General features: G+C 44.6%; 15 protein-coding genes, 1 tRNA gene, 1 other RNA gene and 1 other annotated feature. Of the genes, 13 read left to right on the top strand and 4 right to left on the bottom strand.

From position 1 onward, the window contains the following. Positions 1–308: 308 nt before the first annotated feature. Positions 309–1,262 (bottom strand): YaaC family protein, encoded by a 954-nt coding sequence (locus tag ABHN01_RS23280; RefSeq protein WP_429877513.1) that lies wholly within the window; start codon positions 1,260–1,262, stop codon positions 309–311. A gap of 131 nt (positions 1,263–1,393) precedes the next feature. On the opposite strand from ABHN01_RS23280, the gene guaB reads away from it, so the two are divergent. From guaB to ABHN01_RS23250, 6 genes are all read left to right on the top strand, one after another. Further along, on the top strand, positions 1,394–2,851 hold the full coding sequence (gene guaB, locus ABHN01_RS23275; RefSeq protein WP_290402366.1) for an IMP dehydrogenase: 1,458 nt from the start codon (positions 1,394–1,396) through the stop codon (positions 2,849–2,851). Between the two features lie 150 nt (positions 2,852–3,001). Continuing rightward, complete coding sequence (locus ABHN01_RS23270) at positions 3,002–4,303, top strand: serine hydrolase (RefSeq protein ID WP_429877514.1); 1,302 nt, start codon at positions 3,002–3,004, stop codon at positions 4,301–4,303. Between the two features lie 129 nt (positions 4,304–4,432). After that, entirely contained in the window at positions 4,433–5,317 is an 885-nt protein-coding gene (pdxS, locus tag ABHN01_RS23265) for a pyridoxal 5'-phosphate synthase lyase subunit PdxS (RefSeq protein ID WP_290402367.1), read from the top strand. 17 nt (positions 5,318–5,334) lie between these two features. Next, positions 5,335–5,919 carry a pyridoxal 5'-phosphate synthase glutaminase subunit PdxT gene (gene pdxT, locus ABHN01_RS23260; RefSeq protein WP_429877512.1) on the top strand — a complete coding sequence of 195 codons (585 nt, stop codon included), beginning with the start codon at positions 5,335–5,337 and terminating at the stop codon, positions 5,917–5,919. 40 nt (positions 5,920–5,959) lie between these two features. After that, positions 5,960–6,174 (top strand) — a binding site (T-box leader). A 193-nt stretch (positions 6,175–6,367) separates the two neighbouring features. Then, a complete protein-coding gene (serS, locus tag ABHN01_RS23255) occupies positions 6,368–7,642 on the top strand; it encodes a serine--tRNA ligase (protein ID WP_429877511.1) in 1,275 nt (424 codons plus the stop codon). Positions 7,643–7,747: 105 nt separating this feature from the next. Next, positions 7,748–7,840 (top strand) — tRNA-Ser (locus tag ABHN01_RS23250). Between the two features lie 101 nt (positions 7,841–7,941). Here ABHN01_RS23250 and ABHN01_RS23245 read toward each other — a convergent pair. From ABHN01_RS23245 to ABHN01_RS23235, 3 genes are all read right to left on the bottom strand, one after another. Further along, positions 7,942–8,610 (bottom strand): deoxynucleoside kinase, encoded by a 669-nt coding sequence (locus ABHN01_RS23245; RefSeq protein WP_429877510.1) that lies wholly within the window; start codon positions 8,608–8,610, stop codon positions 7,942–7,944. Beyond that, on the bottom strand, positions 8,607–9,248 hold the full coding sequence (locus ABHN01_RS23240; RefSeq protein WP_429877509.1) for a deoxynucleoside kinase: 642 nt from the start codon (positions 9,246–9,248) through the stop codon (positions 8,607–8,609). The genes ABHN01_RS23245 and ABHN01_RS23240 overlap by 4 nt, the downstream gene beginning before the upstream one ends. A 114-nt stretch (positions 9,249–9,362) precedes the next feature. Next, complete coding sequence (locus tag ABHN01_RS23235) at positions 9,363–9,959, bottom strand: isochorismatase family cysteine hydrolase (protein WP_429877508.1); 597 nt, start codon at positions 9,957–9,959, stop codon at positions 9,363–9,365. A 108-nt stretch (positions 9,960–10,067) separates the two neighbouring features. On the opposite strand from ABHN01_RS23235, the gene tadA reads away from it, so the two are divergent. From tadA to ABHN01_RS23200, 7 genes are all read left to right on the top strand, one after another. Next, on the top strand, positions 10,068–10,574 hold the full coding sequence (gene tadA / locus ABHN01_RS23230) for a tRNA adenosine(34) deaminase TadA (protein WP_429877507.1): 507 nt from the start codon (positions 10,068–10,070) through the stop codon (positions 10,572–10,574). A 93-nt stretch (positions 10,575–10,667) separates the two neighbouring features. Next, positions 10,668–10,933: signal recognition particle sRNA large type (gene ffs / locus ABHN01_RS23225), an RNA gene on the top strand. Between the two features lie 109 nt (positions 10,934–11,042). Next, positions 11,043–12,725: a DNA polymerase III subunit gamma/tau gene (gene dnaX, locus ABHN01_RS23220; protein ID WP_290402374.1), complete on the top strand. Its 1,683-nt coding sequence runs from the start codon at positions 11,043–11,045 to the stop codon at positions 12,723–12,725. Between the two features lie 21 nt (positions 12,726–12,746). After that, positions 12,747–13,070: a YbaB/EbfC family nucleoid-associated protein gene (locus ABHN01_RS23215; protein ID WP_290402375.1), complete on the top strand. Its 324-nt coding sequence runs from the start codon at positions 12,747–12,749 to the stop codon at positions 13,068–13,070. Between the two features lie 10 nt (positions 13,071–13,080). Then, the gene (gene recR / locus ABHN01_RS23210; protein WP_429877506.1) at positions 13,081–13,677 is read left to right on the top strand and encodes a recombination mediator RecR; all 597 of its coding nucleotides are present in this window, start codon (positions 13,081–13,083) and stop codon (positions 13,675–13,677) included. A 20-nt stretch (positions 13,678–13,697) separates the two neighbouring features. After that, entirely contained in the window at positions 13,698–13,922 is a 225-nt protein-coding gene (locus ABHN01_RS23205) for a YaaL family protein (protein ID WP_290402377.1), read from the top strand. A gap of 68 nt (positions 13,923–13,990) precedes the next feature. Further along, a complete protein-coding gene (locus tag ABHN01_RS23200; RefSeq protein WP_429877505.1) occupies positions 13,991–14,257 on the top strand; it encodes a pro-sigmaK processing inhibitor BofA family protein in 267 nt (88 codons plus the stop codon). Positions 14,258–14,462: the final 205 nt, after the last annotated feature.

Below are 14,462 nucleotides of genomic sequence, written 5' to 3'. Positions count from 1 at the left end.
GCAAGTAACACGTCTGGCCATCGAAGCAGGGCCTTCAGATCCAGTAGTGAAGATGCCGAGCCCCCATCCCTTTTAGTGAAATGATGGATTTGGCACGTTAAACGCTGCAAAGTCGCACGTAAAGTGTCCATTCCCGCATGTAAACTCTTCAAAGTGGCATGTAAACGGGCGAAATCCGCATGTAAACCGTCCAACCCTGCAGGTTACGCGATCCATTCAAGCAAAAAGGAACGATCCACTCCAGCAACAGAAGACCGCCTCACTCGCGCTCTCCAACGATGAGTCAGGTGAGTATAATAATCTCCTGGTCATCCTTTCAGCTGCAGGAACTGTCCAAGCAAAAATGGAATTTTAGTACGTGTTATGGATAAAAACTCCTTTATAAAGGGAAGGTCATTGGTCGTATAAGAATGAAAGATATCACTCCACCACTCGGTTTCATATCGGCATAGCATACTCAGGTTATATAGAACAGCGTAATGAATCATGCATTCATTCAGCTCTTTTATCTCTCTTCGGCTGCTGTAGAGGTAATAGGACCCGTTATGGTGGTAGCTGAACGGTTCACATTGAAGCGGATGAAGTTCCTTGGATGAATGGACGATGATATGCTCCTTTGTTTCTTTCAAGAGCTGAAAGCAGATTTCCGGGTTTTCATTGAGGAAGGAAATGAATCTCTCCGTGTTCATATGAAGACCATCAAGAACTTCAATGGGAATGGTAAGCTCTTGCTCGTTTCGCAGAACCTGCACGTTTATATCTTCATTTTGGACGTGTAAAAAAAGGTCCTTTAATTCAGGAATAAGCACCATAATATCGTTCATCTTCAGTTTTTCGCCTTCTGCATGTTTCACATGAAACAATTTGGAGGAGAAATGATTAAAAAGCCCGCTTCTCTGGATTCTCACTTCATCCTGCAGAAACTCATAATATTTCTTTTTACGCTTCCTTGTGGTAACACCGTGCGCCAGTACTGAACTGTTTTCCGGATAATCAGGGTCTACGGTCAGGATACAGGCCTTGAGCAACTGAATCATGCCATAGAACAACAGAACGGGCTGAAGTTCTGCTGGTGCTTTGCGTGCCAGGTCATAGTATTTTTTGCCATGCTCCAAGAAGTAAATAAAAGGGTAGCAGTTCTGATAGCTTTTGCTTTCTGCATGCTCAATTTCAGCGTTTCCGTAGCGATCATAAAGGAATTTTTGCGCCCTGCTGGAGGAGAAAAAACTGTAATATAATGACCAGGTATATTCGTCTGACATAAGGCGCTGACCCCCATGGTATTTTTTGAAAAGTTAGACTTATTGTTCCTTCCTTGACAGTAGTTTATCCAGTTGTTAATCTACAAATAATATTTTTCAGGAACTTAATTGAAGAGAAGGGTGGAGTATGCATGTGGGAGAGCAAGTTTGAAAAAGAAGGATTAACGTTTGATGATGTGCTGTTAGTACCGGCAAAATCATCTGTTTTGCCAAAAGATGTTTCATTGAAGACTCGTCTTTCGGATACTGTACAGTTAAACATTCCGATAATCAGTGCTGGGATGGATACGGTAACGGAAGCAGAATTAGCAATCGCCATGGCTCGCCAGGGCGGATTAGGAATCATCCATAAAAATATGTCGATCGAACAGCAGGCAGAACAAGTGGACAGAGTAAAGCGTTCTGAGAGCGGTGTTATTACTGATCCATTCTACCTGACACCTGACCACCAAGTGTTTGATGCCGAACATCTTATGGGTAAATACAGAATCAGCGGTGTTCCCATTGTTGATGACCATAAGAAGCTTGTAGGTATTCTCACCAACCGTGACCTTCGTTTTATTGAAGATTACTCCATTCAGATTTCCGATGTTATGACGAAAGAAAACCTTGTAACAGCCCCAGTAGGTACAACCCTAAAAGAAGCAGAGCTTTTACTTCAAAAGCATAAGATTGAAAAGCTGCCATTGGTTGATAGTGAAGGTACACTTCAAGGGCTGATCACGATTAAAGATATTGAAAAGGTCATCGAGTTCCCGAATTCTGCAAAAGACAGCCAAGGGCGCTTGCTTGCTGGTGCTGCAGTTGGGGTAACAAAGGACGCAATGCTGCGCATTGACAAACTCGTTGAAGCGGGAGTAGACGCTATTGTTATCGATACCGCACATGGCCATTCTGAAGGTGTACTGACTAAAGTTAAAGAAGTCCGCGCTAAATATCCTGACCTGACCATTATTGCTGGTAACGTTGCGACAGCAGAGGCGACAAGAGACTTGATCGAAGCTGGAGCAAGTGTAGTTAAAGTCGGTATCGGGCCAGGATCGATCTGTACGACCCGCGTTGTCGCCGGTGTAGGTGTGCCCCAGATTACAGCTATCTATGACTGCGCAACAGAAGCCCGCAAGCATGGCATCCCGATCATTGCTGACGGCGGAATTAAATATTCTGGAGACATTGTAAAAGCTCTTGCTACCGGAGGAAATGCGGTTATGCTTGGAAGCTTGCTTGCGGGAGTAACGGAGAGCCCTGGAGAGCGGGAAATTTATCAGGGCCGCCAATTTAAAGTTTACCGCGGAATGGGATCTATTGGAGCGATGGAGCAAGGAAGCCGCGACCGATATTTCCAGGAAAATAATCAAAAACTTGTCCCAGAAGGTATTGAAGGACGAGTCCCTTACAAAGGGCCATTGGCGGATACGTTGTTCCAGCTGATCGGCGGGATCCGTTCTGGTATGGGATACTGCGGTACACCAACCTTAGACGATCTTCAGAATCATTCTAAGTTCGTGAAAATTACTGGTGCCGGGCTAAGAGAAAGCCATCCGCATCAAGTACAAATTACCAAAGAAGCACCAAATTATTCAGTCTAAAGTTCGATTTTATAAAAAAAGTGGACAGAGGTCATTCCTCTGTCTATTTTTTTGCATATTGCTATGGTACAATTACGTTTGTGTGTAAATTGTATGGAGGTGTCAGTTTTGTTCGGCAACAAAATTAAAGGATTTACTTTTTCAGCTGTCATGGTTTCTATGCTATCAGCCAGTATGTTTGGATATTCAGAAAAAGCAAGCGCTGCCCCTGATTTAAAGAATAAGTCGGAGACCGCGATTTTAGTAGATGGAGATACAGGTAAGATTTTATACGAAAAGAAAGCCGAGCAAGTATTGCCACCAGCCAGTATGTCTAAGATGATGACTGAATACCTGGTCAATGAAGCGATTAAAAAAGGCAAAATTCAATGGGATCAAAAAACAGGTATAAGTGAATATGCACATAAAATTTCCCAAAACAGAGATCTTTCTAATGTACCATTACGATCGGATTATAAATATTCAGTAAAAGAACTTTATGAAGCAATGGCCATCTATTCTGCAAATGGAGCATCTATTGCATTGGCGGAGCTTGTGGCTGGTTCAGAGGCTAAGTTTGTAGGAATGATGAACGCAAAAGCTAAAGAGATGGGCATTACGGATGCTCGTTTTGTTAACAGTACAGGTTTGAACAACAATGACCTTCAAGGGTATGATTCTGTTGGAGGCAAGACGGACGAGAATAAGATGTCCGCAAAATCCGTAGGGATTCTTGCTTTCAAATTGATCAGTGACTATCCTGAAGTTTTGAAAACTGCAAGTATTCCATCCAAATGGTTCCGTCCCAATACTGACGATAAGATCATGATGAAGAACTGGAACTGGATGCTTCCATCCCTCGTTTATGGGTATAAGGGAGTAGATGGGCTTAAGACGGGTACTACCGATAATGCAGGCTATTCTTTTGCTGCTACAGCGAAAAGAGATGGAACAAGATTGATCTCTGTTCTCATGAAGTCGAACAGCTATGAAGGCCGATTCGGTGAGACGAAACAATTGCTTGATTACGGTTTTTCCAATTATACAAAAGAAACGCTTCTTCCTAAAGGCTATCAGCCGAAAAAGCAAAAAACACTTCCGGTCATTCAAGGTAAAGAAAAGGAAGTGGCCATTGCAACTAAAGAACCGGTTTCAATGCTTGTTAAACGAGGCGAAAAGGAAAATTACAAACCGGTGCTGGTCATCGACAAAAAGCACTTGGATAAAGACGGCAAATTGAAAGCTCCTCTAAAAAAAGGAGAAACAATCGGCCATATACAACTGAAATATACTGGTAAAGATCAGGATCACGGTTATCTGCTGAATGATGGATCTGGTAAAGGACAAGCTAATGTGGTAACGACTAAGGCAGTAGAAAAGGCCAATTGGTTTGTTCTTGCCATGAGAGGTACTGGCCATTTCTTTGGCGGTGTCTGGGATTCGGCAGTTGAAACTGTGAAGGGCTGGTTTTAACGCTGTAGAATACTCTTCAAAAGCATCGCTTTTCTAGCGAATTTATTGGTTTTACGTTAAAATGAATGAGAATTTAATTATTAAAAAAACTCAAACTTGAGTAAATAAATAAACAGGGGGATATGTAGCATGTTAAAGACAGGTACAGATCGTGTAAAACGCGGAATGGCTGAAATGCAAAAGGGCGGCGTCATCATGGACGTTATCAACGCAGAGCAAGCAAAAATTGCCGAGGCATCAGGCGCAGTAGCGGTTATGGCGTTAGAGCGAGTTCCAGCAGATATTCGTGCAGCGGGTGGTGTAGCGCGCATGGCGGATCCTACAATCGTAGAGGAAGTACTGAATGCAGTCAGTATCCCCGTCATGGCGAAAGCTCGAATCGGCCACATCGTAGAAGCACGTGTTCTAGAATCGATGGGTGTAGATTATCTTGATGAGAGTGAAGTACTGACTCCAGCGGACGAGGTATTCCACTTAAACAAACGTGATTTTAAAGTGCCTTTCGTGTGTGGTGCCCGTGACCTTGGAGAAGCATCCCGACGCATCGGTGAAGGTGCTTCCATGATTCGTACTAAGGGTGAGCCTGGAACAGGCAACATCGTTGAGGCTGTCCGCCATATGCGAATGATTCAGGGCCAAATCCGCAAGGTATCTGCGATGAGCGAAGATGAACTCATGACTGAAGCTAAAAACCTTGGTGCACCGTATGAAATTCTTCTTCAAATTAAAAAAGAGGGACGACTTCCTGTTGTTAACTTTGCAGCTGGCGGCGTGGCTACTCCTGCAGATGCAGCCTTGATGATGGAATTGGGCGCAGACGGAGTTTTCGTTGGGTCCGGTATCTTCAAGTCCGAAAACCCTGAGAAATTTGCACGTGCGATTGTTGAAGCAACCACTCATTACAGAGACTACGAGCTGATTGCTAACCTATCCAAAGGACTCGGAACTGCAATGAAAGGAATCGAAATCTCCACGCTTCTTCCTGGAGACCGTATGCAGGAGCGAGGCTGGTAAGAAAGGAAGCCGACATCATGACTAAAATTGGTGTTCTTGCGCTGCAAGGCGCTGTAAGAGAACATATCCGAGCGCTGCAAGAAAGCGGAGCAGAAGCAGTAAGCGTAAAGCAAATTGAAGAGCTAAACGACTTAGACGGCCTCGTTATCCCGGGTGGAGAAAGCACGGCCATGAGACGTTTGATCGATAAATATGAGTTCATGGAACCTTTAAAGAAATTCGCACAAGAAAAGCCGGTGTTCGGTACGTGTGCAGGTCTGATCCTGATGGCGAAACGAATTCAGGGGCAAGACAGTGCGCATCTTGAACTCATTGATATGACAGTAGAAAGAAATGCATTCGGACGGCAGGTGGACAGCTTTGAAGCCGACTTGCAAATTAAAGGAGTAGGTGATGACGTCAATGGCGTATTCATCAGAGCACCTTACATTGTGGAAGTTGGAGAAGAAGTTGAAGTCCTGTCTGTTCACAACGACCGTATCGTTGCGGCGAAACAGGGGCATTTCCTCTGTGCTGCCTTCCACCCGGAATTGACAGACGATTACCGCCTTCACCAGTTCTTTGTAGAAATGGTAGCCGAAAAGAAAAAGGTTATTGCATAAAAGCGGAAAATATTGTACATTACTATACAAACATTATTTGTTAAAATCGCTGACAGGAACCAGTAGCAAAATGATCTTTGCCCAGAGAGTCGGTGGCTGGTGAAAACCGACCAAAGTCATTTGTGAATCCATCCTTGAGTGGAAGGCCGAAATTACGTAAGCTTTCCCGGTATACATTGTCCGTTATCAATGACAAGGTGGCAGGTTTTTTCCTGCAACTAGGGTGGCAACGCGGGGTTAACTCTCGTCCCTTTTTGGGACGGGAGTTTTTTGTGTTTTTTTACGCCGAACAATAGCTGCAAATTTCTTCGTTGGCTTTGGTTCTCCGGTCCTCGAACCTTTGCCGCCTCGAACTTTTTGCTTCTTGTTCGGCTGCTTGGCAAAGCGATGGGTTTCTTCAGCTATATGGGTTCTGTCGGCAAGGTTATTGAATAAAGGAGGAAGGAACATGCTTGATTTAAAATATGTTCGAGCGAATTTTGATGAAGTTAAAGAAAAATTAAGCAAACGGGGAGAAGACTTAACCGGCTTGGATCGTTTTGTTGAGTTGGATGAAAAGCGCCGTGAACTGATCGGCGAGACTGAAACTTTAAAATCCAAACGAAACGAAGTATCCAAACAGGTTGCGGAATTTAAACGTGAAAAGAAAGATGCCGATCACTTGATCGCAGAGATGCGCGAGGTGGGCGACCGGATTAAGGCCATTGATGACGAGCTGCGCACGGTAGAAGACGATCTAAACCACCTGATGCTCACCTTGCCGAACCTTCCTCATGAGAGTGTTCCGATCGGTGAAACAGAGGATGATAATGTGCCTGTGCGCCATTGGGGAGATATTAAAGAGTTTCCGTTCGAACCTAAAGCTCACTGGGATTTGGCGACAGACCTTGACATCGTCGATTTTGAAAGAGCCGCTAAAGTAACGGGAAGCCGTTTCGCTTTTTATAAGGGAGCGGGGGCCCGTCTAGAACGTGCACTGATCAACCTTATGATGGATTACCATGAAGATAAGCACGGCTATACTGAGATTCTGCCTCCTTACATGGTGAATAGAGAAAGCATGACAGGTACAGGACAGCTTCCAAAGTTCGAAGAAGACGCTTTTAAAATTCGTGAAGAAGATTACTTTTTGGTTCCGACAGCAGAAGTACCGGTAACGAACCTACACCGTAATGAGATTTTAACAGCAGAAGAACTTCCGATCGGTTATGTCGCTTACAGTGCTTGTTTCCGGTCCGAAGCAGGATCTGCAGGACGCGATACACGCGGCCTTATCCGCCAGCATCAGTTTAATAAAGTTGAACTTGTCCGATTTGTTAAGCCTGAAGATTCTTATGAAGAGCTTGAAAAATTAACGGGCCATGCTGAAAAGATTCTACAGCTGTTAAAGCTTCCATACCGCGTGCTGAGCATGTGTACCGCTGACCTTGGGTTTACAGCGGCGAAGAAGTACGATATTGAAGTATGGCTGCCAAGCTATGGAACATACCGTGAAATTTCTTCTTGTTCTAACTTTGAAAGCTTCCAGGCGAGAAGAGCACAAATTCGTTTCCGCCGTGAAGCGAAAGGTAAGCCAGAATTCGTTCACACACTGAACGGCTCCGGGCTTGCCATCGGACGTACGGTTGCAGCCATCCTTGAGAACTACCAGCAGGAAGACGGTTCTATCGTGATCCCTGAAGTACTCCGTCCGTACATGGGGAATAAAGAAGTAATCAAGTAAAAAGGGAAAAGGAAGGATCCGTTCCTTCCTTTTTATTTTTTTACAAATGAGTATTGACATGAAATCTCACCATATGGTACTATTATTTTTGTCAGTAAGACACATGGAGGTATACCCAAGTCCGGCTGAAGGGATCGGTCTTGAAAACCGACAGGGGTGTAACAGCCCGCGGGGGTTCGAATCCCTCTACCTCCTCCATACATAATTTCAACATCTGCCGTTGTGCAGATGTTTTTTTTATTTCTAAAAGCAATATGAACATAAAAAAGGCCTTCCGCTGTATAACGGGAGGCGCTTTTTTATAGCCTTACTTCTCTCTTGGCTTCAATTTTTTGACCGATCTTTGCCACGATTCTTTCAAGGGATTCAGGATCATGAAGCAGATCATAATCATTGATGTTCAGGCGAAGAACCGGGCAGAGGCTGAAATTGGAGATCCATTGCTCGTAGCGTTCGTACATCTCTTCCCAATATTCAACGGGTGTATCCTGCTCCATCTGACGTCCGCGCTGTTTAATACGCTGTAAAATATCTTCAAGCGATCCTTCGAGATGAATGAGAACGTCTGGATGAGGAAAATAAGGTGTCATGACCATAGCTTCGAAAAGCCTCGTATACGTGTCATAATCGACTTCGGACATCGTTCCTTTATCGTAATGCATTCTGGCAAAGATGCCTGTATCCTCATAGATGGAACGGTCTTGAATAAAGCCCCCTCCATATTCAAACATTCTCTTCTGCTCTTTGAAGCGTTCCGCGAGAAAGAAAATCTGAAGATGGAAGCTCCAGCGCTTAAAATCTTTATAAAATTTATCCAAGTAAGGATTGTTGTCGACCTTTTCCATGGATGTTCTGAAGTTAAGGGCTTGAGCGAGAGCGGAAGTCAGAGTTGATTTACCGGCTCCGACCGTACCTGCAACCGTGATGACTGCATCAGAGGGAATGTTGTATTTTTCAACTAAATTCATCGAGTCAGTTCTCCTTTATGCAAGGTGGCTTCAATCGCAGCAAATATCTTTTCTTTATCACTGCTGTGAGAGACAAAGTCTAGTTCATCACCGTTAAAGGAGAGAACAGGGATTTCAGGATGCTCGTTTTGAAAAGCCGCCATAAACATTTCGTAATCATTGATGAGCCTCATTAAGTATGATGGGTCAATCTGTTTCTCTATATTTCTGCCCCGAAGCTCTATTCGTTCCAGGAGCGTATCCAGGCTGGCCTTCAAATAGATGATCATGTTCGGTACAGGCATGTCTTTCGTGAGAATATCGAAAATCTGCATGTATTTATGATAGTGATTGGAGGCGAGTGTCTGGCCCGCAAAGATACGGTTCTTAAAAATATGATAGTCAGCCACAACCGGAATTTTTTGATTTAAGTAGTGTGTTTGTATATCTTCAAGCTGCTTGTATCGGTTGCATAAGAAGAACATCTCAGTCTGGAAACTCCATTCTTCGATGTTATCGTAAAATTTTCCTAAGAACGGATTTTCTTCAACAATCTCTTTTAACAGCTTAAATTTATAATGTTCTGAGATGGCTTTTGCTAATGATGTTTTTCCAACACCAATCGGCCCTTCAACTGCAATAAAGGGGGTAGAACTCATCCTGCTTTTCCTCCCTAATTTCAATTACAAAAAAATAACAGACAGAAAATATTGTAGCATATGAAGGGCGGAGGGAATAGAATAAAATACTGTTAAATTGAAATGTTCTTCTTTCTATAGAATGGTTCGTTTCTTATTCTGTTCCGCCTCTTTTATGATTTCTTTTAAGTTAAGCTCATGGCTTACAGAAGTATCAGCTCTCAATGTGTTTTTCATTAAAATGAGGGCGCGTTCGTTATCCTCAGCAATGTTGGAAGCTGAGCAGTCTTCCGGTACATAGAGCGTAAAATCACGCATGAATGCATCGTTTGCCGTGAAGAGGACACAGATGTTGCCTGCCAAGCCTGCGAGGATTAAGGTTGTTATCTTCATATCATGCAGAAGCGTGGATAATGGTGTTGAAAAAAAAGCGGAATGCATGGGTTTAATAATGAAAAAATCATCATCCTCAGGAACGAGCTGGCCGACAAATTCTTTCCCGTCTTTTTTCAAACAGTAATTCACGAGTTTTTTTCGGTCCGACTGCCATTTTCCAAAATTATCGTTCACATAGATAACTGGAATGCCGTTCTCTTTTGCTTTATTTTTTAGATGACCGATATTGGGGGCAATAGGCAGGGCCTGGTCAATAAGCATGTGGCCTTCTGGAAAATCAAAATCATTGATAACGTCGATAATAAGAAGAGCAACTGGTGGATAAGATGAGGACATGTGCAACTCCACTCCTTTACAATCTGTTTAGCACATAACTATTCCTTTCTTTATTATTGGCCAAACCTTTTGTATAATCACATAAAATAACATTATGGAGTCGAAACGATGCTTCAAAACGAAAAAGATGAACATTACATGTCACTGGCTATAAATGAGGCTAGAAAAGCAGAGGAACTCGGTGAAGTTCCCATAGGCGCAGTACTGGTCATGGGAGATGAGGTCATCGCTGCCGCTTATAACCGCCGTGAAATTGAGCATCGCGCAGTTGCCCATGCTGAACTGATCGCTATTGATCAAGCATGCAAGACAAAAGGGGCATGGCGGCTTACCGGGAGCACACTGTATGTTACCCTCGAGCCCTGCGCTATGTGTGCAGGGGCTATCGTGCTCTCAAGAGTCGACCGAGTTGTCTATGGTGCACCAGATCCAAAAGGCGGCTGTGCAGGAACCCTGATGAACCTTTTGCAGGAGGAGCGCTTCAATCACCAGTGCGAAGTGATTTCAGATGTGCGCGGGCAGGAGTGCAGCGAGATGCTGTCTGCTTTTTTCAGAGGACTGCGAAAACGCAATAAGGAAAAGAAAAAAAGTCAAAACGGCCAGAACAGGTTTTGATGGGAATATCTGGTGCGGGTTGATTTTTTAGCGCCGGCGTTGTATACTTAATCTTGCACATTTGTTATGTGCCTAAAAACGTTATACACTTTGTCGCGCTAGGCGGGGAGGTAGCGGTGCCCTGTACTCGCAATCCGCTGTAGCGAGGCTGAATTCCTCTCCTCGGTTAGTCCTGCGTATGGTCTGACGCAAGTAAGTGGTGTTGACATTCGGGTCCTGCGCAACGGAGACCCATGAACCCTGTCAGGTCCGGAAGGAAGCAGCAGTAAGTGGTCATCTTCGTGTGCCGTGGGGCAGCCTGGATCGAGCTAACTGCTTGCGTAACGCATAGGTTGGCTACACCAAAGAGAGGTGCGCGGCATTTTATATATTCATACAACAACTCACTCCTTATGGGGTGAGTTTTTTGTTTGTTTTCAGTATAATAGGAGTAGAATAAATTGACGAATGAATGAAGGAGGGCATGGGATGAGCTATCAAGCGCTTTACCGTGTCTGGCGGCCGCAGTCCTTTCATGACGTGGTCGGGCAGGAACATATCACCAAGACAATCCAGAACGCACTGATGCAAGACAAGCTTTCCCATGCCTATCTATTCTCAGGCCCGCGGGGAACGGGAAAAACGAGTGCTGCAAAGATCATTGCTAAAGCTGTGAACTGTGAAAAGGCTCCTACAGCGGAACCGTGCAATGAGTGCGATAACTGTCTAGGAATCACGAACGGATCCATCTCTGATGTTTTGGAGATCGATGCGGCATCCAATACGGGGGTAGACGACATCCGTGATATCCGTGACAAAGTAAAATTCGCACCGTCAGCGGTCCGATATAAGGTGTATATTATTGACGAGGTTCACATGCTATCCACCGGGGCATTTAACGCATTGCTTAAGACGCTGGAAGAACCGCCTCCGCATGTTATCTTTATTCTCGCAACAACAGAGCCTCATAAAATTCCGCTGACGATCATTTCACGGTGCCAAAGGTTCGATTTTAAACGGATCTCCAGCCAGTCGATCGTGGACAGGATGAAAACGATCCTCGACTCCAACCGCATTGTCCCAGATGACGATGCTTTGCATCTGCTGGCCCGGGCGGCAGAAGGCGGTATGCGGGATGCGCTCAGTCTGCTCGATCAGGCGATATCCTACAGTGAAGATGAAGTCAGAGTGGAAGATGTGCTTGCGGTAACCGGAGCCGTTTCACAGGGATTCCTATCACAAATGGCAAAAGCATTCAAAGAACAGGATGTAGCTAAAGCTTTGCAGGTCGCCGGGCGGCTGATGGCAGAAGGAAAAGACCCGGTCCGGTTTATTACGGACTTGATCTATTATTACCGCGACATGCTTTTATATCAGACGGCACCAGGATTGGAAGAAGTGCTGGACCGCGTCAAAGTGGATGAAGAATTTAAGGAGCTGTCCCAGGAAACGGACCGCACCTGGATCTACAAAGTGATCGAGCTTCTTAACCAGTCACAGCAGGAAATGAAGTGGACGAACCATCCTAAAATCTTTCTTGAGCTTTCCCTGATTAAGATCTGTCAGGAAGAACGCCAAGAATCTGCGGGAGCGGGACAGGAGCTTCTGAAAAAAATAGAAGTACTCGAGCAGCAGGTGAAGGAACTAAAAGAAAAAGGCGTAGCAATGGCTCCGCCGGATTCATCCGCTCCTGCTGTCCAAGAAAAGAAAACGTTCCGGACGGCTGGCAGGGGAAGCGGTACAAATACAGGCCGTGTAAAAGAAATGCTGAAAAAAGCTTCAAAACCAAATCTGATCCAGTTGAAAAATAATTGGGGAACGATTATGGAAAAGATAAAGTCGGAGAAAGTGAGCGTCTATGCCCTTTTATCCGGCGCTGAGCCGGTAGCTTGCTCCGATCAGGATGTCCTGCTGTCATTCCAGCATGAAATCCACAGCCAAATGGCGTCATCCGACAATATTCGAAGCTGTGTGGAGGGTGTCATTTATAGTACAATAGGGAAGTCCCTAACGATGTTAACCATCCTGCAGCCGGAATGGGATACCGTAAAAAAAGAATTCATCCAGCAGCAGCAGCGAGGGGACAGCAACAGCCAGGCTGAAGCCGAGGATCCTTTAATTGCGGAAGCCAAAAAGCTGTTTGGTGAAGAATTGATTGAAATAAAAGAATAAATAATTAGGAGGACGATACGTATGATGCGTGGCGGCGGAAACATGAACAATATGATGAAACAAATGCAGAAGATGCAAAAGGAAATGGCAAAAGCCCAGGAGGACCTTAAGGATAAGAAAGCTGAAGGAACTGCAGGGGGCGGGATGGTAACGGTTATTGCCAACGGCCATAAAGAAGTACTCGAAGTAAATATTAAAGAGGATGTAGTTGATCCGGAAGATATCGAAATGCTTCAAGACTTAGTGCTTGCAGCAACGAACGATGCCTTGAAAAAAGTAGATGAGCTTGTGTCCCAGGATATGGGTAAATTCACTAAAGGGTTAAACATACCGGGATTATTCTAGGGGGCGGAACATGCATTACCCAGAGCCAATATCAAAGTTGATCGACAGCTTTATGAAATTGCCAGGGATCGGGCCAAAAACGGCGGTCCGTCTGGCATTTTTCGTATTAGAGATGCGTGAAGACGACGTGCTCGATTTCGGCCGAGCCCTCGTGAACGCCAAACGGAATTTGATCTATTGCTCCAACTGCTTTCATATTACAGACCGCGATCCGTGTATGATCTGCGACGATTCCAGCAGGGACCGTACCACGATCTGTGTCGTCCATGATTCCAAAGATGTGATAGCCATGGAGAAAATGAAGGACTTTAGAGGTCTTTATCACGTGTTGCACGGCTCCATATCTCCAATAGAAGGAATCGGTCCGGAGGATATTAAGATCGCCGAGCTGTTAAAACGCCTTGCCGACGACTCGATTCAGGAAATCATTCTCGCTACCGACCCGAATATAGAGGGAGAGGCGACGGCCATGTATATCGCCCGTCTGCTGAAGCCGACCGGCATAAAGGTCACTAGGATTGCCCATGGGCTGCCAGTAGGCGGAGATCTCGAATATGCCGACGAAGTAACCCTGTCTAAAGCGATGGAAGGCAGACGTGAAATTTAAATAAAAAGGAGACATACAGCATGTTTTTCTCCCGAAAAGGACGTTTAAGAAAAGCAGGGGATGAACGTCTTCTAGAAACTCTCCAACAAGTCAAATCAGTATGGGCACACCAGAAAGATTTGGTGGAAAGAAGCGTCGAGCCTTCTGAACAAGTCATATATGAACTTAAGCTGGCTGAAGCCAAGTATCTGTTCCTCTTAAAAGAGGCTAAAATAAGAAAAGTAACAACAGGAAGGCTGAAATAAGTCTTCCTGTTCTTTTTTTGGGACATCCCCCATACATTTACTATAAAAGAAACTGGGGGATGATAACTATGGAATCCGTGATGGTCATATCCATTCTCGGCAGCGCAATTCTGCTGCTCCTGCTGATCGGAGCACCGTTAAAACCTTTAAGATGGACAGGTCAGCTGCTCATCCGATTTTCGATCGGTGCACTGCTGTTATTCTTTTTAAACACTGCTGGTGCCTCCTATGACATACATGTGCCGATCAATGCTGCCACTGTTTTCATATCAGGGCTGCTTGGTTTGCCAGGGCTTGCTTCGCTCGCTGCCATTCAATATTTTATTGTAGGATAATCCTCTTGCTGCTGAGCATTTGTTCGGCATCAGAGGATTTCTTTTTTATTTTCGAAAAAACTCTTGCAACGTTCTAATAAAGGTGGTATATTAATTGAGCTGCTTCTTTTGCTTGCTGACTAAGTCAGTAACCGAAAAAACTTTTTCAAAAAAGTTATTGACTTGATAGGCGCCGATGTGGTATCCTAATAAAGTCGCCAAAACG

The organism is Fictibacillus sp. NRS-1165 (assembly GCF_050468105.1).
Lineage (GTDB): Bacteria > Bacillota > Bacilli > Bacillales > Fictibacillaceae > Fictibacillus_C > Fictibacillus_C terrinigri.
Note: the sequence above shows the minus strand (reverse complement) of the source record. Positions and strands in the feature narration are given on the sequence as shown.

Coding starts and splice junctions, on each gene's coding strand:
- pdxS (WP_290402367.1), top strand. CDS start 4,433: ATGTTAAAGACAGGTACAGATCGTGTAAAACGCGGAATGGCTGAAATG.
- ABHN01_RS23240 (WP_429877509.1), bottom strand. CDS start 9,248: ATGAGTTCTACCCCCTTTATTGCAGTTGAAGGGCCGATTGGTGTTGGA.
- ABHN01_RS23200 (WP_429877505.1), top strand. CDS start 13,991: ATGGAATCCGTGATGGTCATATCCATTCTCGGCAGCGCAATTCTGCTG.
- recR (WP_429877506.1), top strand. CDS start 13,081: ATGCATTACCCAGAGCCAATATCAAAGTTGATCGACAGCTTTATGAAA.
- tadA (WP_429877507.1), top strand. CDS start 10,068: ATGCTTCAAAACGAAAAAGATGAACATTACATGTCACTGGCTATAAAT.
- ABHN01_RS23245 (WP_429877510.1), bottom strand. CDS start 8,610: ATGAATTTAGTTGAAAAATACAACATTCCCTCTGATGCAGTCATCACG.
- ABHN01_RS23270 (WP_429877514.1), top strand. CDS start 3,002: ATGGTTTCTATGCTATCAGCCAGTATGTTTGGATATTCAGAAAAAGCA.
- ABHN01_RS23280 (WP_429877513.1), bottom strand. CDS start 1,262: ATGTCAGACGAATATACCTGGTCATTATATTACAGTTTTTTCTCCTCC.
- guaB (WP_290402366.1), top strand. CDS start 1,394: ATGTGGGAGAGCAAGTTTGAAAAAGAAGGATTAACGTTTGATGATGTG.
- dnaX (WP_290402374.1), top strand. CDS start 11,043: ATGAGCTATCAAGCGCTTTACCGTGTCTGGCGGCCGCAGTCCTTTCAT.
- pdxT (WP_429877512.1), top strand. CDS start 5,335: ATGACTAAAATTGGTGTTCTTGCGCTGCAAGGCGCTGTAAGAGAACAT.
- ABHN01_RS23215 (WP_290402375.1), top strand. CDS start 12,747: ATGATGCGTGGCGGCGGAAACATGAACAATATGATGAAACAAATGCAG.
- ABHN01_RS23205 (WP_290402377.1), top strand. CDS start 13,698: ATGTTTTTCTCCCGAAAAGGACGTTTAAGAAAAGCAGGGGATGAACGT.
- ABHN01_RS23235 (WP_429877508.1), bottom strand. CDS start 9,959: ATGTCCTCATCTTATCCACCAGTTGCTCTTCTTATTATCGACGTTATC.
- serS (WP_429877511.1), top strand. CDS start 6,368: ATGCTTGATTTAAAATATGTTCGAGCGAATTTTGATGAAGTTAAAGAA.